The sequence below is a fragment of the Nonomuraea sp. NBC_00507 genome (genome assembly GCF_036013525.1).
In the GTDB taxonomy this organism is placed as follows: domain Bacteria; phylum Actinomycetota; class Actinomycetes; order Streptosporangiales; family Streptosporangiaceae; genus Nonomuraea.
The window spans coordinates 5987064-6008213 of the sequence record NZ_CP107853.1 but is presented as its reverse complement, the minus strand read 5'-3'; the positions used below and the strand labels follow the sequence as shown (position 1 = coordinate 6008213).

Below are 21150 nucleotides of genomic sequence, written 5' to 3'. Positions count from 1 at the left end.
TCCTCAGCTTCGGCGTCGGCCGAGCACTTCGTCGATGACTCGGGGCGCGTTTTCCGTGCCGACGTACGCCGCCAGCCGGATCACCATCTCCTGAGATCTGGCGAGTTCAGCTTCGACCCTCGCCCTTCCCGACTGCCCCGCCTGCACCCCGAAATATGCACCGATTATGGTACCGATCACTCCCGCCACACCAGCGAACAACGGAGCGAACTCCCGCGTGGCGAACACGGCGGCGCCGAAGGCCACCAGGACCGCGACAATGCCCACCACGACGACGAGGAAGCCGTAACGCCATCGGGTGGCATCCGCCTGGGCGGCCGTGAGGTCGTCCTGCTTCATCATCGCGTCGAGCGCCGGTGGTTTATCGGTGACCATAGTTCCTCCTGAAACCTCAGGGGGAAAATGTCCCACGAGGTCATGGAACAAGCCAAGCCGCTAAGCTGGCCCGCCGTGACCGAATCGTCTGCCTTGTCTGCTGTACCGTCTGCTGCCAGGGACGCTGTACTGAAGTTCTACTTCGGGCCCATGGACTGCGGGAAGTCGACGCTCGCGCTCCAGATGAACTACAACCATGGACGGCAAGGCCGGCGCGGCCTTGTGCTGACCAAGCACGACCGGTCGGGCGGGCCGAAGGTCACCAGCAGGATCGGGCTCGGACTGGAGGCCATCGAGGTGGACGACTCGCTCGACCTCGTACGGCTGGTGACGGGGGTGCGCACCCGGGTCGACTATCTGATCTGCGATGAGGCGTGCTTCTACACGGTCGAGCAGATCGAGCAGCTGGCGGACCTGGTGGACGAGCACGGCGTGGACGTGTACGCGTTCGGGCTGGCCTCCGACTTCCGCTCCGTGATGTTCCCGGCGGCGCAGCGGCTGTTCGAGCTGGCCGACGAGGTGTGCCGCCTGCAGGTGGAGGTGCTGTGCTGGTGCGGGCGGCCGGGGCTGCTGAACGCCAGGGTCGTGGGCGGGGCGATGGTGCGGACCGGCGAACAGGTGATGATCGGTGACACCGATGCCTCCGCCGTCCGCTACCAGGTGCTCTGCCGCCGCCACCACCGCTCCGGGCTGCTGGGCGAGGGCTCACCCAACTAGCCCGGCGAGGGCTCACCCGACCAGGCGCCCGTGCTCGGTCAGCTCCACGATGCTCCTGCGCCGCTCAGCCGGCGGCCAGCTCCTCCAGCCGGTACGGCAGGTAGGCCGAGTCGTCCACGAGCGCCGACGCGCCGCGCCACCACCCGAACCACTCGCCGCTGCGCCACATCCAGTCCACCCGCTCGATGGCGGCCACCACGTCGCCGACCGTCTCCCAGCGCTCACCGAGCTGCTCGCGCGAGGCGCCGTGACGCAACGCCCAGGCACGCAGGATGCCCACGGCGGCGGCAGGCACCTCGCGGGCGTAAGGGTCGGGGCTCTCCCCTGGCAGCCGGTGCGGACCGAGGCCGGCCGCCACCCCCCAGCTCCACTGCGCCTCGGCGGGCCGCGAGTAGCGCAGGGAGTGGAAGTCGAGGTTGGATCCGAGATCCTCGTCGGCACGCCGGGTGACGACCGCGTCGAGCCGCCCGCCGGCGTCGAAGTGCACCACCAGCCGCTGCCCTGGCTTGACGCCCGGCGGCAGGTCGAACCGGTCCTCGGCCTGCCAGGAGTTGAGGTCGACCCGGGCGACGGGCTGGCCCCACAGCTGGTCGGCGGCGTCGTCGGAGATCCAGGCGGCCAGCATCTCCAGCGCGGTCAGGTCGGTCCACGGCTCGATCGCGACGGCCGTGCGCACCACCTCGTCCGGTGGCGGCAGCTTGCCACCCCTGGACCGCGCCCACCAGTCCGTGCCCAGCTCGCGGGTGCCCACCAGCAGCGCGGCGAGGGCGGCCAGCTCGGCGGAACGCCTGGTGAGCGAGGCGCCGAGGGCGAGTTCGAGCGTGCGATCGGTCCGCTCGTCCCCGAGCACGGGGCGCACGTCACCGATCAGGGTCTCGGCGGTGGGGCGCTCCTCGCCGAGTAGATTGCGTACGATTCGCCTGGCTTCTGTCCGTGCGTCCTCCGCGTGTGCCTGCCGCATACCCGCCACGCTACGCCTGGAGATCCTTTTCCTCTAGAGCCCCGTTGGACGTCAGGGGCGGGAGCGGCGGGAGGCGCGGCCGAGAACCCAGCCGATCGCGACACTCGTGAGCGCGATGCCCGCCCCCATGCCGAACGACGCCAGCATCACCCACGGCCGCGTCTCGGTGTGCCGCTTGGGCGGCCGCTCGTAAACGGCCCCGGCGGCACCGGCCTCACCCGCCGCACCAGTGCGCTCGCCCGCCAGCACACCCGGCGCAGAGCCCGCCGGGACGGTGCTCGCCGGGACCGCGGCCCTGTCCGCGGCGGGGGCCAGGCCGGGAGCCGCAGGTGCGCACAGATGCTCCTCCACGGCGGCGAAGAACTCCCCCGCCGTCCGCTTGGCCACCGAGCCGAGCATGCGCTGCCCGACCCCGCCGATCATCCCGCCGATCACGGCGTCCGCGTCGTAGTCGACCCGGGTCCCGCCGTCGATCTCACTCAGCCGTACCTGGACGGTGGCGTCCACCGTCCCCGGCGCCCCCTGCCCGCGCGCCTTGAGCGTGAAGCTCTCGGGCGCCAGCGGATCCGCCAGCACGACCTCCCCCTGGTAAACGCCCTTGACGGACGCGACCCCCGCGTTGACCGTCATCCGGTAGGCGTCCGGCCCGCACTCCTCCAGACGCTCGCACCCCGGAATGGTGCGCACCAGCACCGCCGGGTCCTGGAGCGCCGCCCACAATTGATCCCGCTGAACGCCGATCACGGCGCTGCCCGCCACTTTCATGCCGCCCATCTAAGCAGCCACGACCAGCCCGGATAAGGGCAACACCTGCCAGACGGTCCGCCGAGGGACGTACGGATGAATCAACCCGGCGGGGGACGCCCCAGCCCCTCTCCACCGGGCATTCTCGATACCCGGCAACCAGCACGCACAACGATGTGACCAAGGTCGCATCGCGTTGCTCTACAGCTTGTAGTACTACTTTAAGTAGATGAACTACAGCTTGTAGAGCTCAGGAGTCGACGGGGATGATGGACGCACTTGACCTGGCGCGGTGGCAGTTCGGGGTGACCACCGTTTACCACTTTCTGTTCGTGCCCCTGACCATCGGTCTGGGGATCTTCGTGGCCGGCCTGCAGACGGCCTGGCACCGTACGGGGAAAGAGCACTACCTGAAGCTCACGAAGTTCTTCGGGAAGCTGTTCCTGATCAACTTCGCCATGGGCGTGGTGACCGGCATCGTGCAGGAGTTCCAGTTCGGGATGAACTGGAGTGAATACTCCACGTTCGTCGGTGACGTCTTCGGGGCGCCGCTGGCGATGGAGGCGCTGCTGGCCTTCTTCATGGAGTCCACGTTCCTGGGGCTGTGGATCTTCGGGTGGGACAAGCTGCCGAAGAAGGTGCACCTGGCGTGCATCTGGGCGGCGGCCATCGGGTCCAACCTGTCGGCCTACTTCATCCTTGCGGCCAACGCCTGGATGAAGCACCCGGTCGGCTACGAGGTCGTGGACGGCAAGGCCAGGATGACGGACCTGTGGGCGGTGCTGACGAACTCCACGGCGCTGGCCCAGGTGCCGCACGTGATCGGGGCGGCGTTCATCGTGGCCGGCGGGTTCGTGCTGGCCGTGAGCGGCTACTGGCTGCTCAGGACGCGGGCCGAGATGTGGCGCAGCGCGGCGCGGGCGGCGCTGGTGATGACCGCCATCGCGGGGGCGGTGGTCGCGGGCACCGGCGACATGTCGGCCAAGCTGATGTACGAGCAGCAGCCCATGAAGCTGGCCTCCGCCGAGGGCCTGGAGCGCGACACGGCGGGCGCGGCGTTCTCCGTCGCCCCCGGCCTCGAGATCCCGAAGGTCCTGAGCTTCCTGGCCACCAACGACTTCGACGCCACCATCCAGGGCACGGAGGACCTGCAGCGCCGCTTCGAGCAGCAGTTCGGCCCCGGCGACTACCGGCCGAACCAGGCGATCGTGTTCTGGTCGTTCCGGGTGATGATCGTCTTCGGGCTGGCCACGGTGGGCCTGTCGGTGCTCGGATTGTGGCTGACCCGCCGCAAGCGAGCCTTCCCGCGGTGGTTGTCGCGGGCTTTCCTGCTCGCGCTGCCGCTGCCGACGGCCGCCGTGATCGCCGGGTGGCTGCTGAGCGAGATCGGCCGCCAGCCGTGGACGGTCGCGGGCGAGTTGCTGACCGCCTCCAGCGTGTCGCCGGGGGTGACGCTCGCCGAGGTCGCCACGTCGCTGACGATCTTCACGGTGCTGTACGGGGTGCTCGCCGTGGCCGAGGCCGTGCTGCTGACCCGGCACGTACGCAAGGGCGTCGAGGAGCCAGAACCCATCACCGTCAAGGCCGAGCGGCGCGAGCCGTCGCTGATGTACTGAGGAGGGACACCCATCATGATCGATCTCTGGTTCGTCATCATCGCCTTCCTCTGGACGGGCTACTTCGTGCTGGAGGGCTTCGACTTCGGCGTCGGCCTGCTCGCGCCGCTCCTCAGCAGAAACGCCGCCGAGCAGCGGCAGAGCCTGCAGACCATCGGCCCGGTGTGGGACGGCAACGAGGTGTGGCTGATCACCGCGGTCGGCGCGATGTTCGCGGCGTTCCCCGCCTGGTACGCGGGCGTGTTCAGCGCCTTCTACCTGCAGGTCACGCTCATCCTGGTGGGTCTGATCGTGCGCGGCGTCGGCCTGGAGTGGCGGGGCAAGGTGAACGATCCCCGCTGGTGCGACCTGGGCATCATGGTCGGCAGCGGGCTGGCGGCGTTCCTGTGGGGCGCGGTCTTCGCCGACCTGCTGTTCGACAGCGCGCCCGCGGCCGTGCTCGGCGGCGCGTTCACGCTGGCGGTGTGCGCGCTGCACGGCGCCGTGTTCCTGACGCTCAAGACCACCGGCCCGGTACGCCGCCGCGCCCGTACGGCGGCCCTGGTGGCGAGCGCCGTGGTGATCCCGGTGGCCGTGTTCGCGCTGTCCAACCTCGGCACGTTCCCCGCCCTGGCCGCCATGGCGGCGCTGGCCGCGGCGACGGCCCTGATCTGGCGGCGCAGGGAGGGCTGGGCGTTCGCGGCCACCGCCGCGGCGATCGTGCTGACCACGCTGGCGGTCTTCATGGAGCTGCGCGTGTCGCCGCTGCCCGGGCTGACGCTGGCCGAGGCCGCCTCCGGGCCGTACACGCTGACGATGCTGAGCTGGATCGGCCTGATCGCACTCCCGTTCGTGCTGGTCTACCAGGGGTGGACGTACTGGGTGTTCAGGAAGCGCGTTCAGGTGGCCCCCATCTAAGTGGCAGGCGCGCCGCCGAGGTAGAGCTTGCCGAGGCGGGGATCGGCGGCCAGTTCACGCGCCGGGCCGGAGATGTGCACACGGCCGAGGTCGAGCACGCAGCCGACGTCGGCCATCTCCAGGGCCCGGCGCGCGTTCTGCTCCACCAGCAGCACCGCGACGCCGGTCCGGCGCATGAGGTCGATCTGGTCGAAGACCACCTGCGTGTTGCGCGGGTCGAGCCCCATCGACGGCTCGTCCAGCAGCACCACCTTCGGCTCCAGCATGAGGGCGCGGGCGAACTCGACCTGCTTCTGCTGCCCGCCGGACAGCAGCCCGGCCATGCTCCCCCACCGCTCGGCCACGACGGGGAACAGCTCCTTGACGGTCTCGATGCGGGTGTTCAGCCGGGCCTGGTCGCGGACGGTGAACCCGCCGAGCCGCACGTTCTCGGCCACGGTCATCTCACGGAACACACTGTGGCCCTGCAGCACGTGGGCGAGGCCGAGGCCGAGCAGGCGCTGCGGCGAGAGCCCCGTCACGTCCTGGCCGGCCAGCAGCACGCGGCCGGACCGGGGCGCGAGCAGGCCGCTGGCGACTTTGAGCGCGGTGGACTTGCCGGCGCCGTTCGGGCCGACGAGGCAGACGACCTCGCCGGCGCGGACGGTGACGCTCAGGCCGCGCAACACGAGCGCGGCCCTGCCGTACCCGGCTTCGACGTCTTCCAGGGACAGCACGACTTCAGACACCGAGATACGCCTCCAGCACGCGTGGGTCGTCCCTGATCACCGACGGCGGGCCCGCGGCGATGGGCGCGCCCCGGTCGAAGACGATGACGTGGTCGCACATGCCCATCACCATGTCCATGTTGTGCTCGACGACCAGGAACGTGCGGCCCTCGGCGTTGAGGTCGCGCACGAGCGAGACGATCCGGTCGATCAGCGCCGGGTTGACGCCGCCCGCCGGCTCGTCGAGCAGCACCAGCTCCGGCTCGGCCATGAGGGCGGCGGCCAGCTCCAGGAGCTTCTGCTGGCCGTAGGACAGGTCGCGGGCCTCGGCGTCCTCCAGGTGCTCGATGCCCATCCTGCGCAGCCAGTGCCGGGCCCGCTCGACCTCGCCCTTGTCGCGCAGGCCGGCCAGCAGCTCGCGCAGGCGGGTACGGCGGACGGCGACCAGCATGTTCTCCAGCACCGTCAGGCGCGGGAAGACCCGGCAGAGCTGGAAGGTGCGGCCGATGCCGGCGTGCGCGATGCGGTGCGGTGAGTGGCGGGTGATGTCGCGGTCGCGGTAGAGCACCCGGCCCGCGTCCGGCTTGATCATGCCGGTGATGAGGTTGAAGAACGTGGTCTTGCCCGAGCCGTTCGGCCCGATCAGGCCGTTGATCTTGCCCTCGAGCAGCTCCACGCTCGCGCCGTCCACGGCCAGCACGCCGCCGAACGACTTGCTCAGCCCCTCGGTCCGCAGCGAGCTCATGGCGCCACCCCTTGAAGTCGCTGCTCGGCCGTCTCGTCGGGAATGGACGGCCCGGCGCGCCTTCTGGTGAAGCGGGCGAGGATGCCGTCCGGCATGAACAGCACGACCAGCACGAGCACCAGGCCCGTCGCGGTCAGGTGGATCTGCGTTTCGCCCAGCGCGATCAGGAAGTACTCCCCGGCCGGAGCCACGATGAGCGCCCCCAGCAGCGGGCCGAACAGGTGGCGCACGCCGCCGAGCAGGCTCATCAGCACCATGTACGAGCCGATGAGGATGGAGAAGACGAAGATCGGGTCGAGGCTGCCGAACCAGACCGCGTAGAGCCCGCCGGCCAGCGCCACGAACAGGGCGGACAGGGCGAACGCCGTCACCTTGTAGGCCCCGGTCGGCACGCCCAGCGACTCGGCCTTGTCCTCGTCCTCCCTGATGGCCCGCAGGCCCGCGCCGAAGCGGGAGCGGGAGACGTACCACCAGGAAGCCAGCGCGATCGCGAGCAGCGCCAGGAACAGGTAGAAGAACACCATGTGCGTCTGGCCGCGGTGCAGGCCGGGGAAGGGCGAGGGGACCTGCAGGCCGGTGGAGCCGCCGGTGAGGGAGCGCCAGCCCTGGACGACGAGGTTCATCATCGACACCAGCGCGATGGACACGATCACGAAGGACGCGCCGCGGACCCGGACCGCCGCGATGCCGACGACCACGGCGAACACGGTGACCAGCAGCGCCGACGCCAGCAGCGCCACGACCCACGGGACACCTGCCCGGACGACGAGCAGGCCGGTGCCGTACGCGCCGAGGCCGAAGAACGCCGAGTGGCCGAGCGAGACGTAGCCGGTGAATCCGCCCAGGAGGTTCCAGGAGGTGGCCATGGCTGCGTACATGACGGTCAGCGCGCCCGCGTACACGAGGTAGTAGTTGGGCACCAGGAACGGATAGGCGATCGCCAGCGCGGCGACCAGCAGCGGGAGCCCTCTAGAAGCGATGCGCAAGCCGGCCTCCGAAGAACCCCTGGGGGCGCGCGAGCAGGGTCAGGAAGAGGAAGACGTAGAACATCATCGTGGCCCAGGTCGCGTCCACGGTGACCAGGACGAGGCCCTCGACCACGCCGAGCAGGACGGCCGCCAGCGCGGCGCCGATCACGCTGCCCAGGCCGCCGACGACGATGATGGCCATGAGCTTGCCGATCCACACCCAGTGCGAGGCGGGGAAGAACGGCGTGATCAGCGCCAGCACCGTGCCGCCCACGGCCGCGGTGGCAAGGCCCACGCCGAAGCCGTAGCCGGCCACGCGCTCGGTGTGGATGCCGACCAGCCTGGCCGCCTCCCGATGCTGGATCGTGGCCCGCAGCGACTGCCCGAACCTGCTCTTGACCAGCACCGCGAACAGCACGATGAGCGTGATCGCGGCGACCCAGAACGCGATGATCTTGTCGTACGGCAGGTGCACGCCGGCGATCGTCAGGGACCGGGTGGCGTAGTCCATGCTGACCGACTTGTACGAGCCGGTGTAGAACGTGCCGAGCAGCCCCTCGATCGTCAGCGCGATGCCGAACGTCAGCAGCACCGACATCATCGCCAGGTTCTCCGGCGCCAGCCGCGCGATCAGCAGCCGCTGCACCGCCACACCCAGCACGAAGAACAGCGGCACCGTCACCGGCAGCGCCAGGAACGGGTCGAGGCCGAACACGGTGTGCACGGTGTAGGTCAGGTACGCGCCCAGGAACAGGAACGCCGGGTGCGCCACCATGACCACCCGCATCACGCCGAAGTACAGCGACAGGCCCGAGGCGAGCAGGGCGTAGAGCCCGCCCGTCAGCACGCCCAGGGCCAGTCCCTGCAGGAGCAGGCTCACCATTCCTTCTTCGGGTAGACGATGTCGGCGGTCTTGGCGCTCTCCGGCAGGACGATCTGGACCTTGCCGTCGACGTACTGCTGGATCATGTGCGCCTGCTCGGGCCTTCCCTGATCGTCGAAGGACAGCGGGCCCACGACCGTGTCGAACGTGCCCTGCCTGATGTGGTCGGCCAGCTTGTTCTGGCACTCCGGGGTCGGGTCCACGCACTTGACCGCGCTCACGGCCGCCTCGACGATCTGGCCGACGGTGTAGCCGTTCGCGGCGTCCTCGTTGGCCTCGCCGCCGAACATCTCCTTGTACCGCTTGACCATGTCCTGGTTGCCGGTGAACGTGGCGGTCGCCGACCAGCCGACGGGCGAGATGATGTGCTCGGCCGCCCCCTTCACCGCGGTGGGGAACTCGGCCAACGTCGGCCCGGTCGAGAACGCCGCCAGCTTGGGCTGCACCTTCAGCTCCTGCAGCGCCCGCACCAGGCCCACCGAGTCCTCGAACTGCGTGCCGCCCACCACGATGTCCGGCTTGGCGGCCGCGATCTTGGCGGCGATGGGCGCGAAGTCGGTGGTCTCCGGCGGGTAGACCTCGTCCACCACCGTCTTGATCCCGGCCGCGGCCAGCTTGTCACGCAGCCCGTACGCGGTGCCCTGGGCGAACGGGTCGTCCAGGCTCGCGTACGCCGCCGTCTTCGGCTTCTGGTCGGCCGGCAGCTTGAGTATGTAGTCGGCCAGGTAGTTGTAGTGATCGCTGGCGATCGCCGGAGCCGCGTAGAACAGCCGCTTGAAGCCCTGCTCGAAGACCTCCTTGGCGGCCCCGGCCGGCTCCACGAACACCATGTTGTACGACTCCGCCACCTTCGCCGCCGGGATGACCAGCCGCGACGAGAACGGCCCGAACACCAGGTTGACCTTGTCCTGGGTGATCAGGGACTCGTAGTCGGAGCTGACCCGGTTCGGGTCGGAGGCGTCGTCACGGAAGATCAGCTCGACCTTCCTGCCCAGCAGGCCGCCTTTGGCGTTCACCTGGTCGGCCCAGACCTGGTAGCCCTCCTGGATGCCCTTGCCGGGCTCGGAGAAGTCACCGGTCAACGGGAGCGAGATGCCGATCTTCACCGGCCCCGTCTGCTGGCCCGGCGTCTGGGCGCCACCGGGCTCGTCGGTCTTGGCGCAGGCGGTCATCCCTAACGCGCATATCGAGATGATCGCCAGGCTCTTGAGAACTCTTGCCATCGAGGGAACCCCCGTCTGGAGAGGCGCCGCGTAAGCGCTTTCGGAAGCGCTTTCGGTTACGATTACACGGGATTCAGCCCCGGACAAGGGGGTTCGTATGGCACATCGGCCGCCGCGCCTCGTGGACGTCGCCAAAGCCGCAGGAGTCTCGCTCGCCACCGCCTCGCGTGCCATGACCGGCAGCACGGGGGTCAGCCCTCAGGTCGCGGCCCACGTGCAGGCGGTCGCCTCCCAGGTGGGATACGTGCCCAACAGCCACGCGCGGGCGCTGGCGGGCGGGCAGGCGGCCATCATCGGGCTGATCGTGCACGACGTCGGGGACCCCTACTTCGGCGAGATCGCCAGGGGCGTGCTGCGTGAGACCGAGAGCCTCGGCTACCTGGCGCTGATCAGCCAGACCCAGCGCGATCCCGGCGCGGAGCTGGGCAGGATCCGGGCGCTGCGGGCCCACCGGGTCACGAAGATCGTGCTGGCGGGCTCCGGCTACATCGAGGCCGCCACGGAGGTCGACATCGCCGCCGAGGTGCGCTCGTACACGGCGGCGGGCGGCCGGGTGGCCGTGATCGGCCGGCATCACCTGCCCGTGGACGCGGTGTTGCCGGACAACGCGGGCGGCGGGGTGACGCTCATGCGGCACCTGCTCGACCTGGGCCATCGCCGGTTGGGCGTGCTGGGCGGCCCGGCCAACCTGACCACCGTGGCGGACCGGCTGGCGGGGCTGCGCACCGCGTTCGACGTGGCCGGGCTCGACTGGCGCTCGGTCCCCGTCGTGCACGGGGACTTCACCAGGGAGGGCGGCGCGGCGGCGACCGCGCAGCTGATGCGGGCGCGTCCCGACCTGACGGCGGTGGTGGCGTTGAACGATCCGATGGCGGTGGGCGCCCTGTCGTGGTTGCTGAACCACGGGCGCCGGGTGCCGGAGGAGATCTCGGTGGCCGGGTTCGACGATGCGCCGGTGGCGCGCGACGTCTACCCGGCGCTGACGACGATCAGGCTGCCCATGGTGGGGATGGGCAAGGAGGCCTTCGAGCTGGTGCTCAAGCCGCCCGCCTCGCGCCCGCGCCGCCGCCGTACCCGTCACGAGCTGGTCATCCGCGCCTCCACCGCCCCACCCCCGCCCTGACGTCACCCCCCTTGACAGACCTTTCCCCCGGGATACGATCCGCTCGAAGGTCACGTAAGCGCTTTCGGAAGCGCTTACGCCCGGCGAGAGGATGCCCGGATGTCAGCCCTTCGCACTCTCACCCTCGCGGCCGCACTCGCCCTGGCCGCCCCGGCACTCCCATTGCCCGCCCACGCCGTCGCCGCTCAGGACTGCGCACTCGGACACGCCCGCGTGAAGGGCGTGGACGCGGGGCACAACTGGGCGCCCGTGACCCCCGCCAAGTGGCAGTTCCCCGGCGACCAGGTGATTCTCGCCGAGGCCGGGGTCGCCCGCCCAGGACCGCGCCGGCCCTTCGAGTACGCGGTGCTCAAGACCGGCCCCGAGTTCGCCTCGGCACGCATCGACGCGAAGGTCCGTCTGGACACGCCGACCAGCGTCAGCAACCGCGACGTGATCATCGTGTTCGGCTACCGGTCGGACACCGAGTTCTACTACGTGCACCTTTCTCAGGACAACACCATCTACCCGCACAACGGGATCTTCGTCGTCAACAACGCCGACCGCCTGCGCATCGACGACCAGTGGAACGGCCAGGTCGGCGCGTCGCCCGCGGTGACGGACACCGCATGGCACCGCGTCCGCGTCACGCACTGCACGGACACCGGCCGCATCTCGGTCTACGTGGACGGCGCCGAGACCCCGCTGATGACGGCCACCGACCGCACGTTCGCCTCCGGCCGGGTCGGCTTCGGCTCGTTCGACAACATCGGCAGGATGCACGACCTGACCGTCAAGGGCACCCCGGCCCGTGACGGCACCGCGCCCGTTGAGCAGTGAACCCGTGAATCGACACCCTTGGTGGTGAGGCATGCCCAGAACCCTCCGAGGCCTGATGGCCGTGCTGCTGGCGACCGTGTTATGCGCCTCGCCGGCCACCGCGCAGGCGGAGCCGACTCCCCTCGACGACCCCATCCCCGAGAAGCCCACCTCGTCGGGCCTCACGCTGACGCTCGAGGAGTTCGCCTCCTTCCCCAAGACCGACACGACCCCGGCGCCGACCGACCCGCGCCTGGTCCGCTGGGCCAGGATCAACTACCTGGGCGAGCTCCCCGACGGCTCGCGCCGCCTGTACGTCAACGACCTCAACGGCAAGCTCTACTTCCTGGACAAGAGCGGCGGCCGGCCGCGTGAGTACCTCGACGTCGGCGCCACGTTCGCACCCGACTTCATCTCGGGACGCGGCCTCGGCAGCGGCTTCGGCTTCGCTGCCTTCCACCCGGAGTTCGGCAGGAACGGCACGTTCTACACCGTCCACACCGAGTGGGGTGAGGCGCTCACCACCAAGACCCCCGACCTGCCGCCCCAGCCGGGCGTCAGGTTCCACGGCGTGATCACCGAGTGGACGGCGACAGACCCGAAGGCGAGCACGTTCTCCGGTACCCGCCGGGAGGTGCTGAGGCTCGGCTTCTCCGGCCAGATCCACGGCATCCAGCAGATCGACTTCAACCCGGCCGCCCGCCCCGGCGACAAGGACTACGGCCTGCTCTACATCGCCGCAGGCGACGGCGGACGCGGCGTCAGCAGCGACGACCCGCAGAACCTGGCCGTGCCGCACGGCAAGATCCTGCGCATCGACCCGTCCGGCACGAACGGCGCCAACGGCCGCTACGGCATCCCCGCCGGCAACCCGTTCGTGAGCCGGCCGGGCGCGCTCGGCGAGATCTACGCCTACGGCATGCGTGACCCGCACCGCTTCAGCTGGGACCCGAACGCCGGCAACCGCCTGTTCCTGGGACACATCGGTGAGCACGCCATCGAGGCGATCTACGATGTCGGCGCCGGGGACAACCTGGGCTGGAGCGAGCGCGAAGGGTCGTTCCTGTTCAACAAGGCCGACCGCTGCCACCTCTACACGCTGCCGGACAACGACGCCGAGTTCGGCTACACCTACCCGGTGGCGGCCTACGACCACGACCCGCCGCCCGGCCACTCCTGCACGTCCGACAGCGGCCACGCGGTCGTCGGCGGTTTCGTCTACCGAGGGCTCAAGCTGCCGCTGCTGCACGGGAAATACCTGTTCGGCGACATCGTGGACGGCCAGGTGTTCTTCACGGTCGCCGCGCAGATGAGGGAGGAGACCGGCCACCGGGCCACCATCTACAAGCCGCGGCTGGTCGACGCCGCCGGCAAGCAGGTCACCCTGCAGGACCTGGCCGGCCACTCCCGGGTGGATCTGCGTTTCGGCCGCGACGCCGTCGGCGAGCTGTATGTGTTGTCGAAGGCCAACGGCAAGATCTGGAAGGTCACCAAGGCCGGGTGGACGCCGCCCGACGTGCTGCCGAGCCTGCGTGACGACCTGGTGGCGGCCTACGACTTCGAGCACCCGGTGGCCGGTGACCCGGCCAAGGAGCGGGACCAGGGCCTGTCCGGCACCGACATCACGCTCGTCAACGGCGGCGCCGCCATGCGCGTGGCCGACCGCGCCTACCGGGGCAGCACGTACGCGCTGCAGACCCGCCAGGTCGAGCCCGCCACGGCAGGCAACGACGACTGGAAGGCCGGCATCTACGGCGAGACCGGGGTGCCGACTCTGCGGGCGTTCAACGCCGTCCAGGGCGTGACCATCATGGGCTGGTTCAAGATGCAGGGCACGGGTCCCGCGCCCAACTCCAACACCGCCGACCCGGCCGACTTCTTCAACGCGATCGGCCTGGCCGGGGTGCTGAGCGGCAACTCGCAGGGCCATGACGTCAGGGCGCTCCTGGAGCTGATCACCGTGAACGGCGAACTGCGCGTGGTGGCGCTGGCCCGCCGCGTGGACGGCGGCAGCTCACAGACCTTCGCCGCCGGCCGGCCGTGGCAGGAGATCCTGCCACGGGACCAGTGGGTGTTCCTCACCGCGACGTTCGACTTCGACACCGCGACGATGAAGCTCTACCGGAACGGCCGCCCGCTCGACGGCTTCTCCACCGTCGCAGGCGACCCGTGGGGCGTCGAAGGAGACCCCGAGCCGGACGTCACCTCGGCGACCGACCCGCGAGGCATCAAGATCGGCGGCAGCTACCCGCAGAACACGCGAGAGCAGAACCCGTGCGACTGCCGCATGGACGGGCTGATGTTCCTGGACCGCGTGGCCTCCCCAGGGGAGGTCAGAGCCCAGTACGAGCTGATGCGCTGACGTCGTGGGCGGCGCCGGCCCGTCCGGCGCCGCTCACTTGGGTGCGGGTGTCTGCGAGACCCGGTGGTCGGTCAGGTGCAGGTCGCCGTTGAGTGTGGGCTTGATGACCTCCAGCACCTCGAGCGGGCCCAGGACGGTCCAGCGGGGGCCCACCAGATGGGGGTTGTACTCGGGCGCCCGGTCCATCCACTCGTCCTTGAGCTTCTCGGTCTTGAAGGTGTTGACGAAGAACTCGCCTTCCTTGGTCTTGCAGTACGCGGTTCGGATTTCGTCGGCGTCGACCTGCATCTTCGGCTTGCAGCCCACCTTGGCGGAGAGTTGCTCGACCGTGAGGGGGGCGGCGTTGGCCTGCGCATTTCCCGCTGCTCCGTAGTCACTGTTCTTCCCGACGTACTGGGAACAGCCAGTGACCAGCCCGGCCAGCAGCGCGAAAGCGGCCAGACGTGGAAATGTCGTCATGTGCGGAGGTACGCAGGGCCTGGCACCGCGGTTCAGCAACCTGCCGCAGCCCGCATTCTGAAAAAGATTCCGGCCGGCATGTAGAGAACAGGAGGACGGCTCCGACCTCCCCGTGAAGGCGGCGCCAGACGAGCGCCGGAACCACACAGGAGGCAGTGAGATGAGCAAGGTCACTTGTGACATGGCGATGTCCCTCGACGGCTTCGTGGCTGGACCGAACCAGAGCCTGGACAAGCCGTTCGGCGACGGCGTGGGCGACCGCCTGCACCAATGGATCCACCAATGGATGTTCGGTGAGTCCGAGCAGCACGCCGCAGTGATCGAGGGAATTCGCCCATCGCGGACCCGCATGGCCAGCGGGTAGGCACCCTTGGCCGAGGCGGCTCGGGCCACCCTCGCGGGAATCTCCGGGATCTGCGGCCACGGTCGCGGCTGCACCGACACCACACACCTCATTCCATGGCCGGGGTAGGGGAACCGGCCGCAGCGGGCATCATCGTGGCAGATCAGCGCAAGATCACCGACATCGAAGGCGTGTCATCGCAATTGGCCACTAGGGTCGTCGGCCACACCAAAGATCGTGCTCATTCTTTATCAAACGGCATTGGGTGACGGTCGAGCGTGGGAGCCGAGACGAGTTCGACGAACATCTGCGACGGCCGCGCTCCGAATCGCGCCCGGATAAGGTCGAAGCCGGCGGAAGCGGCAGCGAAGAACGGGAAGAGCGGGTGCTGAGTCATCGGACGCTTGGCAGTGACGTTCGCCCATCCGCGGCGAACCAACTCCGCCAGGATGCTCGTGCTCCAGAATGGGCCACCCTGGGTATATGCAAACCGGTAGACGGAGAATCCGCACTTGGACGCAAGTCTCGCAAAGTTCTGCCGATCGAACAGGACCCAATGCCGCGGACAGTGGTATCCACCCCAGTTGCGGTGTCGGAACAGATTGGCGTCCAGGCTTTTCGTATTAGGGGTCTTGATCAGGATCACACCCTGCGATGTGAGATGACAGCGGAGCGCCTTGAGGACCGCTCCTGGATCGCTGACGTGTTCGATCAGATTGATAAGCAGGATGAGGTCGAAGCGACGTTCCGTGGTGAATTCCTCGACACGGCCGCAGAAGTAGTGATGCCCCCTCGCCAGTGCACGCGCTTGAGCGCCCGAATCCAAATCAACTACCTGAGTGAATGTGACCCGCCGATCGATGCCTCGGATCACATCGAGCTGCCAGCCGTCGCCCCCGCCCACATCGAGCACTTGCAGTTTGTCGCCGGACAGCCTGGAAAGAATCCGTCTAAGTCGTACGGCATCGAGACGGTCCTTGATCCTGTGAACGAACGACTGCTCATCCGATGCGTAGGCGTAGTAGTTCCCCGGATAGATATGAGCGAGTTGATCGACCGGCATAGGATCAAGGAAGATGACGCCGCACTCCACGCAACGATAGTAGTCGTACTCACGGTCAGAAGTGTGGTACTCAACATCGCGAGCTCGCGCCCAGTGGATCGCTCCTGATACCGCGCACGCCGGGCACCGAGTATTGGTGCTGGTGCACACTTTCGCTCGGTATATATACTCCTTCATATCCTACCCAATTGCTGCCACGTGCGGTAATAGGTGGTGTGCCGTCGCTGGAGTATCGGCGCGATCTCAGTTTTCATGAGAAACTGCTCCACCTCTTTCAGTCGGGTGAAGGATACGCTAGGATCCCAGTGATGCAGCAGATGGCGATTGAATCCCGCCGATCCGAAGAGGGCCGCGAAAAGGCTGCCGCCAAAAAGGCGATTCACTGGCCCATGCGGAACGCGACTGTAGTCTGTCTCATCATCCGCCAACTCGCTGCGGTGTTCGAGCAACTGTCGGACGGTGTTGAATAGTGGCATGAATACCAATCGCGCCAGCATCCAGGCGATCGCGAACGCAACGGCATTGAGCCAGAGCGAGCAGATTATAATCAATCCGTTTACCGCGACGGCGGGGAGAAACACTATGCCCTCGGATCTTAGGCTCGCATCCCTAGTCTTTGCGCCTGAGTTGCTCTTAAGGCCCTGGTGATAGGCTTTCAGAGCACGAACCTGCCGAACACCTGTGATTCCCTCGAGCAGGAAGCGTAGGTTGAGTGGATTGAAGTAGCTACGCTCCGGGTCACGCGTAGTTCCAAGATACCGATGGTGGTCGAAATGCACCTTTCGGTAGGCTTTCACATTCATGCCGATAAAAGCTCCGATGAACGCGTTCGTCAGCGCATCGCTGGTTCGCCGGCTGGGCGCAAGGTTGTAATGAGCGCCTTCGTGTAGATACGTCGTCAGATAGTGCAGAAAGAAACCGAGCTCTGCTCCCCCGGCGATGGCGAGGACGCTTGCACCCGGCCATCCTACAGCGATCGTCTGGCCCAGAAAGACGATTAGTGCCGCCGAAATAATGAGGCCAAGATGGCCCCCAAGCAGCGTCGTCCAGACTATTCCCCAGCGAGGTGTCAGACAGCGTCGAAAATCGACGTATCGTCTTCCCGAGGAGTCAACCAACGTGGAATGTCGCACCATTCCGATATCTTGCACGGCAGCACCGACCTGCACTGTAGTCCCCTTCTGTCCAGCCATAACGGCATGATAGCCAGGAAGCAGGCATTTCCGGGGCAACTATGTCAGCGTGCTGCTAAACCAATGTCAAACAATTGGTCAGATCTGAACACAGCTTGATTCCGCGGGAGTTCGCCCTGGTTTAGTAGACATGTCAGGACTTACAGCTATACAACAGAGTAGCCTGGATTGCTGATGTTCTTGTGTATGCCGATGCCGTTTAGTGAGCTTTAAAGGACCGAGGTTACGGCGGCTTGGTGTCGAGGCCGGCCTTGGTCGGGCAAGCTCGTTCAGGGTCTTCTTGGCACAGGTGGCGCGACCTGCGGCGATCGAGTCGACACCCGGCGCGTGGCTCAATCGCTGGCGGCCTGGGCGCCGTGTGGATGTTGCCACCGGTCTGATCCGCGTGGAGAAGGCGCCTCTTCTCGACGACGCCTCAAAACTGGCTCAGGCACACATTCCGTGAGTGGCCCATCAGTCCGCCAGTAAGTACGATCACCATCTTAACGGCGTTAGACCGATCACCGGATGAACCCGTGGGGTCTTGTTCGCAGAGATTAGCCTGACGAGGCAGCCTCCGCGTGGGTGCCGTTGATGGCGGTCGCGCCGGTGGTGGTGGTACGCACGGCGTTGGTGTGCGCCATAGTGAGGGCCAGCGCTATGCATGCTAGGGGGACTGCGGGTAGGAGATAGCGGTATTCGGGCCCCAGGGCCACCGCGAGCATCACCAGTGTGATCGCCATCGTCCACGGTATCAGAGCCGGGATTGATAGACGTTTGTAGCGAACTGCAAACACCACGGGTGCCACCATCACAGCGAGCAGGCCCAGCCCAGGCAGAAAGATCCAATACTGGTACCGTTCGAGGAACGTCCAGAAGGGCGTGATTCCGTTGAACGTGCCCTCATATCCATACGCTTCCGCTACGTCCACCGCCCGCGGTTCGACTCCTATGTATTTGGCAACCGAGAATAGCCAGATGGACTCGGTCACCGGCGGGTCGTTCGTGAGAAAAGTCAGGGCAAAGTCGCGCACCACTATCAGGGCGTAATCCACAGGCTGGGAAACGAAGGCGCGCAGTGCAAACTGTCGTGCAAGGGAATTATTATCCGGGCTCATCGGAGAATTGCCCGTAGCGTAAAACCAGGCGTTAGGGTCGCTCCATATGGAGTGTACAGGATGCTTCCGGGGGCATAGCGGGACGAGAACGGTCGGGGGACGTATCTTTGCGCAGTCGGCGAATGACATAGTCCGCCCCCAAAGGATCATCCCGTCGCTAGCGCCAAGGGCAAGCACGCCATGGTGTGCCTGGAACCACAGACCATAGGCAAAAAGTGGTATGAGGCAACTCGCTATTGCCGCGAGCAGCGCGCGAAACCTGACTCGCTGCACTGGCAGGAGTGCCAAGTACAGGACCACAAGCGGCATACCTATCGATCTGGTGAGCGTGGCAGCGGCGAGAAGCAGTCCTGCCACTACTGCTGCTGGTCCTGTAAGTCGACGCCGCCATAGGGTAACGACCACGGCTCCTGTCAAACAGAATGTGAACAGCGTCTCGCTAAGTAGGGAGTGCTCCATGGCAAGTTGACGAGGATCAAGGAAAATTGGAAGTGCGGCAGCCACTGCCAACATTGGGCGCACTTGCCATCGGCGGAGCAAGCCATAGATCAAGATGCCGATACCAAGCCCCATGACGTGTTGGATCGCCGCTACGAGCACACTGCTATGGAAAGGCAGAAGAACGCGGAGGAATATTGAATAGCCAAGAGGCTTCACGGTGCCGGGAAAGACCTGCAGTGCATTGGTTACATAGTCGAGGGAATCCCCATACCAGAATGCTCGCTGATAGCCAAGCATGGCGGCCGCACGCAGCAGCACAGCGACAGTAACGGCGAGCACGATGGGTGCACGCACAGCAGTGAATAGAAGGGATTTAATGAGAGTGGCAGCAGAGCCATTTGGCCCCACGCCACCGAAATCTTCTTTCCGGCGCAGTAGACGGCTACACATCACTTGGTATATGCCTTTTGCCTTCACGGGCGTATCCACTCGTTCTACACCGCAACCAATATCTTCCAAAGAGTAATCGGCGCGTAGCGTGAGGCTGACTATGTCCGCAATTGGGAGAGCCCTCACATATCCGGAATCTAGGATCAATTCGGGTCAAGATGGTCGCTGCCTACCCGCGACCAATGGCCGGAGTCATCCTCGATTCGTCAGCGGCTTATATTGTGTGAGCGGCTCCGCGGTTTGCCTGAAATGTCCCTGGCACGACCTCGGTAGATCTTCGAGTTCGCCCGCGTGGCTGAGGAGGATCGATGAGCGATGGTCTGCGCATGACCTTATGCCGCACCTACGATCTCGTCGTGTCCTGACATGCCGAGCTCTCAGCGTTGGCCGTGCGAATCGCCGATCCGCTGTCTCGCGGGCCCGAGCCGAAGGCAACATTCGGGTATTTGCCCTCCAGCCGTTGAACGCGGACGCCTTCGCGCGATCCAGCTCACGCGGTCATCTCGTTCTCGGAATCAAGGAGTCGTCGGCTCTGAGTAAGGCTTCCGCGACGACTTCTCCACGTGGAGTGAGGGCAACAGGCGGCGATGGCACGGCTGTTGTTCACTGCGGCCCGTGAGCAAAACCGAGCTGAGTACCGTTCCCTTCCACCGGCGGTACGTTGCGGAGAACGAGCTCCACTACATCTCCGAGGCCATAACATGCGGGCGAACCTCCGGCGACGGACCCTTCACCCGCCAGGCCGCCACGCTACTGAGCGAACTGACCGGGGCGAGTGACGCACTGCTCACCACGTCTTGCACGCATGCGCTGGAAATGGCGGCGATCCTGCTCAACCTGCGGCCGGACGACGAGGTAATCGTGCCATCCTTCACCTTCATGTCCACGGCCAACGCCTTCGCCCTGCGCTCGGCCGTCCCGGTGTTCGTCGACGTTCGGCCGGACACGCTCAATCTCGATGAGCGCCTTGTCGAGGCGGCCGTCACCGACCGCACGCGTGCCATAGCGGTCGTCCACTACGCGGGCGTCGGCTGCGCAATGGACGCCATCGCAGAGATCGCGCAGCGGTACGGCCTTGCACTGATTGAGGACAACGCGCATGGTCTGGGCGGCTCTTATCGAGGTCGGGCCCTCGGGTCTTTTGGCGTCATGTCGGCACTGAGTTTCCATGAGACCAAGAACGTTCAGTGCGGCGAAGGCGGCGCACTTCTGCTCAACGATCCCGCACTTGTCACCCGAGCAGAGATCGTCCGAGAGAAGGGCACGGACCGGAGCCGCTTCTTCCGCGGGCAGGTGGACAAGTACCGGTGGATCGACATCGGCTCGAGCTATCTGCCGTCCGACGTGCTGGCAGCCCAGTTGGCATCACAGCTGGAGTCTTTCGACGAGATCCAGTGCCGGCGTCACGGAGTCTGGCGGGCTTATGACGAGGGACTGGCGGACTGGGCCGCGAAGTGTGGGATCTCCCAGCCGACGGTCCCGGACGACTGCGCCCATCCCGCTCATCTGTACTACCTGTTGCTTCCCGATCTCCGAAGCAGGCAGGAGTTCATCGCTCACCTCGCAGCGCATGGCGTCCGGGCAGCCTTCCACTACCAACCGCTGCATGCCTCCCCTGCCGGACTGCGGCACGGGCGGCAGGCACCCGGAGGCTGCCCGGTCACGGAGCAGATCGCCGACAGGCTGGTCCGGCTGCCGCTTTACCCTGATCTCGATGAAGATTCCGTGGCGCAGGTCATCGACGCCGTCCTGAGTTATGAGCCGACCTGATGGCCTGGCGCGATGTGATCGAGGCGAGCAGCGTGCGGGCCCAGGGCTCACCGCTTGAATCCGCCCGGTTCGGGTGCTCGATGGAGCGCCTGACTGTCGGGGCTCGAGCGGAGAGGCCCTTTTCTGCGGTTCGCGAGGCCATCCTTGCCTCTACCGCTGAGGTCGTCGTGCTCCGATATCCGGCTCGGCACGTCGGATGGTTCGCGGAACTGACC

General features: G+C 66.8%; 20 protein-coding genes. 8 read left to right on the top strand and 12 right to left on the bottom strand.

The genetic code is table 11. The annotated features are described in order from the left end of the window. Positions 1-3: 3 nt before the first annotated feature. Positions 4-375 carry a hypothetical protein gene (locus OHA25_RS29140; RefSeq protein WP_327590627.1) on the bottom strand — a complete coding sequence of 124 codons (372 nt, stop codon included), beginning with the start codon at positions 373-375 and terminating at the stop codon, positions 4-6. Between the two features lie 27 nt (positions 376-402). Between OHA25_RS29140 and OHA25_RS29135 the strand changes: the two genes are divergently transcribed. After that, positions 403-1092, top strand: a complete 690-nt coding sequence (locus OHA25_RS29135; RefSeq protein WP_327590626.1) for a thymidine kinase — start codon at positions 403-405, stop codon at positions 1090-1092. Between the two features lie 64 nt (positions 1093-1156). Here OHA25_RS29135 and OHA25_RS29130 read toward each other — a convergent pair whose 3' ends face one another. Both OHA25_RS29130 and OHA25_RS29125 read right to left on the bottom strand, forming a co-directional pair. Beyond that, the gene (locus tag OHA25_RS29130) at positions 1157-2053 is read right to left on the bottom strand and encodes a hypothetical protein (protein WP_327590625.1); all 897 of its coding nucleotides are present in this window, start codon (positions 2051-2053) and stop codon (positions 1157-1159) included. Positions 2054-2104: 51 nt separating this feature from the next. Beyond that, on the bottom strand, positions 2105-2818 hold the full coding sequence (locus tag OHA25_RS29125; RefSeq protein WP_327590624.1) for an SRPBCC family protein: 714 nt from the start codon (positions 2816-2818) through the stop codon (positions 2105-2107). A gap of 248 nt (positions 2819-3066) precedes the next feature. On the opposite strand from OHA25_RS29125, the gene OHA25_RS29120 reads away from it, so the two are divergent. Together OHA25_RS29120 and cydB are read left to right on the top strand one after the other, a co-directional pair. Further along, positions 3067-4413 carry a cytochrome ubiquinol oxidase subunit I gene (locus OHA25_RS29120; protein ID WP_327591059.1) on the top strand — a complete coding sequence of 449 codons (1347 nt, stop codon included), beginning with the start codon at positions 3067-3069 and terminating at the stop codon, positions 4411-4413. A gap of 15 nt (positions 4414-4428) precedes the next feature. Then, positions 4429-5310, top strand: a complete 882-nt coding sequence (gene cydB, locus OHA25_RS29115) for a cytochrome d ubiquinol oxidase subunit II (protein WP_327590623.1) — start codon at positions 4429-4431, stop codon at positions 5308-5310. Here the strand turns inward: cydB and OHA25_RS29110 are convergent. Genes OHA25_RS29110 through OHA25_RS29090 form a run of 5 tightly spaced genes read right to left on the bottom strand, consistent with a single transcriptional unit; the run spans position 5307 to position 9836 of the window. After that, positions 5307-6038, bottom strand: coding sequence for an ABC transporter ATP-binding protein (locus tag OHA25_RS29110; protein WP_327590622.1), 732 nt, complete (start codon positions 6036-6038; stop codon positions 5307-5309). The two genes, cydB and OHA25_RS29110, sit on opposite strands and share 4 nt — an antisense overlap. Then, positions 6031-6762 carry an ABC transporter ATP-binding protein gene (locus tag OHA25_RS29105; protein WP_327590621.1) on the bottom strand — a complete coding sequence of 244 codons (732 nt, stop codon included), beginning with the start codon at positions 6760-6762 and terminating at the stop codon, positions 6031-6033. The genes OHA25_RS29110 and OHA25_RS29105 overlap by 8 nt, the downstream gene beginning before the upstream one ends. After that, positions 6759-7748: a branched-chain amino acid ABC transporter permease gene (locus tag OHA25_RS29100; protein ID WP_327590620.1), complete on the bottom strand. Its 990-nt coding sequence runs from the start codon at positions 7746-7748 to the stop codon at positions 6759-6761. Before OHA25_RS29100 ends, OHA25_RS29105 begins: the two co-directional genes overlap by 4 nt. Then, positions 7732-8610, bottom strand: a complete 879-nt coding sequence (locus tag OHA25_RS29095) for a branched-chain amino acid ABC transporter permease (protein WP_327590619.1) — start codon at positions 8608-8610, stop codon at positions 7732-7734. Before OHA25_RS29095 ends, OHA25_RS29100 begins: the two co-directional genes overlap by 17 nt. Further along, positions 8607-9836: an amino acid ABC transporter substrate-binding protein gene (locus OHA25_RS29090; protein WP_327590618.1), complete on the bottom strand. Its 1230-nt coding sequence runs from the start codon at positions 9834-9836 to the stop codon at positions 8607-8609. Before OHA25_RS29090 ends, OHA25_RS29095 begins: the two co-directional genes overlap by 4 nt. Positions 9837-9933: 97 nt before the next feature. On the opposite strand from OHA25_RS29090, the gene OHA25_RS29085 reads away from it, so the two are divergent. From OHA25_RS29085 to OHA25_RS29075, 3 genes are all read left to right on the top strand, one after another. Next, complete coding sequence (locus OHA25_RS29085; RefSeq protein ID WP_305922735.1) at positions 9934-10959, top strand: LacI family DNA-binding transcriptional regulator; 1026 nt, start codon at positions 9934-9936, stop codon at positions 10957-10959. A gap of 99 nt (positions 10960-11058) precedes the next feature. Continuing rightward, complete coding sequence (locus OHA25_RS29080) at positions 11059-11778, top strand: hypothetical protein (RefSeq protein WP_327590617.1); 720 nt, start codon at positions 11059-11061, stop codon at positions 11776-11778. 31 nt (positions 11779-11809) lie between these two features. Next, the gene (locus OHA25_RS29075; RefSeq protein WP_327590616.1) at positions 11810-14119 is read left to right on the top strand and encodes a PQQ-dependent sugar dehydrogenase; all 2310 of its coding nucleotides are present in this window, start codon (positions 11810-11812) and stop codon (positions 14117-14119) included. Between the two features lie 33 nt (positions 14120-14152). On the opposite strand, the gene OHA25_RS29070 is transcribed toward OHA25_RS29075, so the two are convergent. Continuing rightward, positions 14153-14578, bottom strand: a complete 426-nt coding sequence (locus OHA25_RS29070; protein ID WP_305922738.1) for a hypothetical protein — start codon at positions 14576-14578, stop codon at positions 14153-14155. A gap of 160 nt (positions 14579-14738) precedes the next feature. On the opposite strand from OHA25_RS29070, the gene OHA25_RS29065 reads away from it, so the two are divergent. Continuing rightward, positions 14739-14942 (top strand): hypothetical protein, encoded by a 204-nt coding sequence (locus OHA25_RS29065; protein ID WP_327590615.1) that lies wholly within the window; start codon positions 14739-14741, stop codon positions 14940-14942. 220 nt (positions 14943-15162) lie between these two features. Here the strand turns inward: OHA25_RS29065 and OHA25_RS29060 are convergent, their stop codons facing one another. From OHA25_RS29060 to OHA25_RS29050, 3 genes are all read right to left on the bottom strand, one after another. After that, positions 15163-16014 (bottom strand): class I SAM-dependent methyltransferase, encoded by an 852-nt coding sequence (locus OHA25_RS29060; protein WP_327590614.1) that lies wholly within the window; start codon positions 16012-16014, stop codon positions 15163-15165. A gap of 143 nt (positions 16015-16157) precedes the next feature. Then, on the bottom strand, positions 16158-17177 hold the full coding sequence (locus tag OHA25_RS29055) for a fatty acid desaturase family protein (RefSeq protein WP_327590613.1): 1020 nt from the start codon (positions 17175-17177) through the stop codon (positions 16158-16160). A gap of 536 nt (positions 17178-17713) precedes the next feature. Continuing rightward, positions 17714-19312 carry a hypothetical protein gene (locus OHA25_RS29050; protein WP_327590612.1) on the bottom strand — a complete coding sequence of 533 codons (1599 nt, stop codon included), beginning with the start codon at positions 19310-19312 and terminating at the stop codon, positions 17714-17716. Positions 19313-19780: 468 nt separating this feature from the next. Between OHA25_RS29050 and rffA the strand changes: the two genes are divergently transcribed. Further along, entirely contained in the window at positions 19781-20935 is a 1155-nt protein-coding gene (gene rffA / locus OHA25_RS29045; protein WP_327590611.1) for a dTDP-4-amino-4,6-dideoxygalactose transaminase, read from the top strand. Positions 20936-21150 lie beyond the last annotated feature (215 nt).

What these genes read in the sequence shown, in the direction of transcription:
- OHA25_RS29055 (WP_327590613.1), bottom strand. Translation starts at nt 17,177, where the DNA reads ATGGCTGGACAGAAGGGGACTACAGTGCAGGTCGGTGCTGCCGTGCAA.
- OHA25_RS29125 (WP_327590624.1), bottom strand. Translation starts at nt 2,818, where the DNA reads ATGAAAGTGGCGGGCAGCGCCGTGATCGGCGTTCAGCGGGATCAATTG.
- OHA25_RS29135 (WP_327590626.1), top strand. Translation starts at nt 403, where the DNA reads ATGTCCCACGAGGTCATGGAACAAGCCAAGCCGCTAAGCTGGCCCGCC.
- OHA25_RS29105 (WP_327590621.1), bottom strand. Translation starts at nt 6,762, where the DNA reads ATGAGCTCGCTGCGGACCGAGGGGCTGAGCAAGTCGTTCGGCGGCGTG.
- OHA25_RS29085 (WP_305922735.1), top strand. Translation starts at nt 9,934, where the DNA reads ATGGCACATCGGCCGCCGCGCCTCGTGGACGTCGCCAAAGCCGCAGGA.
- OHA25_RS29080 (WP_327590617.1), top strand. Translation starts at nt 11,059, where the DNA reads ATGTCAGCCCTTCGCACTCTCACCCTCGCGGCCGCACTCGCCCTGGCC.
- OHA25_RS29090 (WP_327590618.1), bottom strand. Translation starts at nt 9,836, where the DNA reads ATGGCAAGAGTTCTCAAGAGCCTGGCGATCATCTCGATATGCGCGTTA.
- OHA25_RS29075 (WP_327590616.1), top strand. Translation starts at nt 11,810, where the DNA reads ATGCCCAGAACCCTCCGAGGCCTGATGGCCGTGCTGCTGGCGACCGTG.
- OHA25_RS29120 (WP_327591059.1), top strand. Translation starts at nt 3,067, where the DNA reads ATGGACGCACTTGACCTGGCGCGGTGGCAGTTCGGGGTGACCACCGTT.
- OHA25_RS29130 (WP_327590625.1), bottom strand. Translation starts at nt 2,053, where the DNA reads ATGCGGCAGGCACACGCGGAGGACGCACGGACAGAAGCCAGGCGAATC.
- OHA25_RS29070 (WP_305922738.1), bottom strand. Translation starts at nt 14,578, where the DNA reads ATGACGACATTTCCACGTCTGGCCGCTTTCGCGCTGCTGGCCGGGCTG.
- OHA25_RS29065 (WP_327590615.1), top strand. Translation starts at nt 14,739, where the DNA reads ATGAGCAAGGTCACTTGTGACATGGCGATGTCCCTCGACGGCTTCGTG.
- cydB (WP_327590623.1), top strand. Translation starts at nt 4,429, where the DNA reads ATGATCGATCTCTGGTTCGTCATCATCGCCTTCCTCTGGACGGGCTAC.
- OHA25_RS29140 (WP_327590627.1), bottom strand. Translation starts at nt 375, where the DNA reads ATGGTCACCGATAAACCACCGGCGCTCGACGCGATGATGAAGCAGGAC.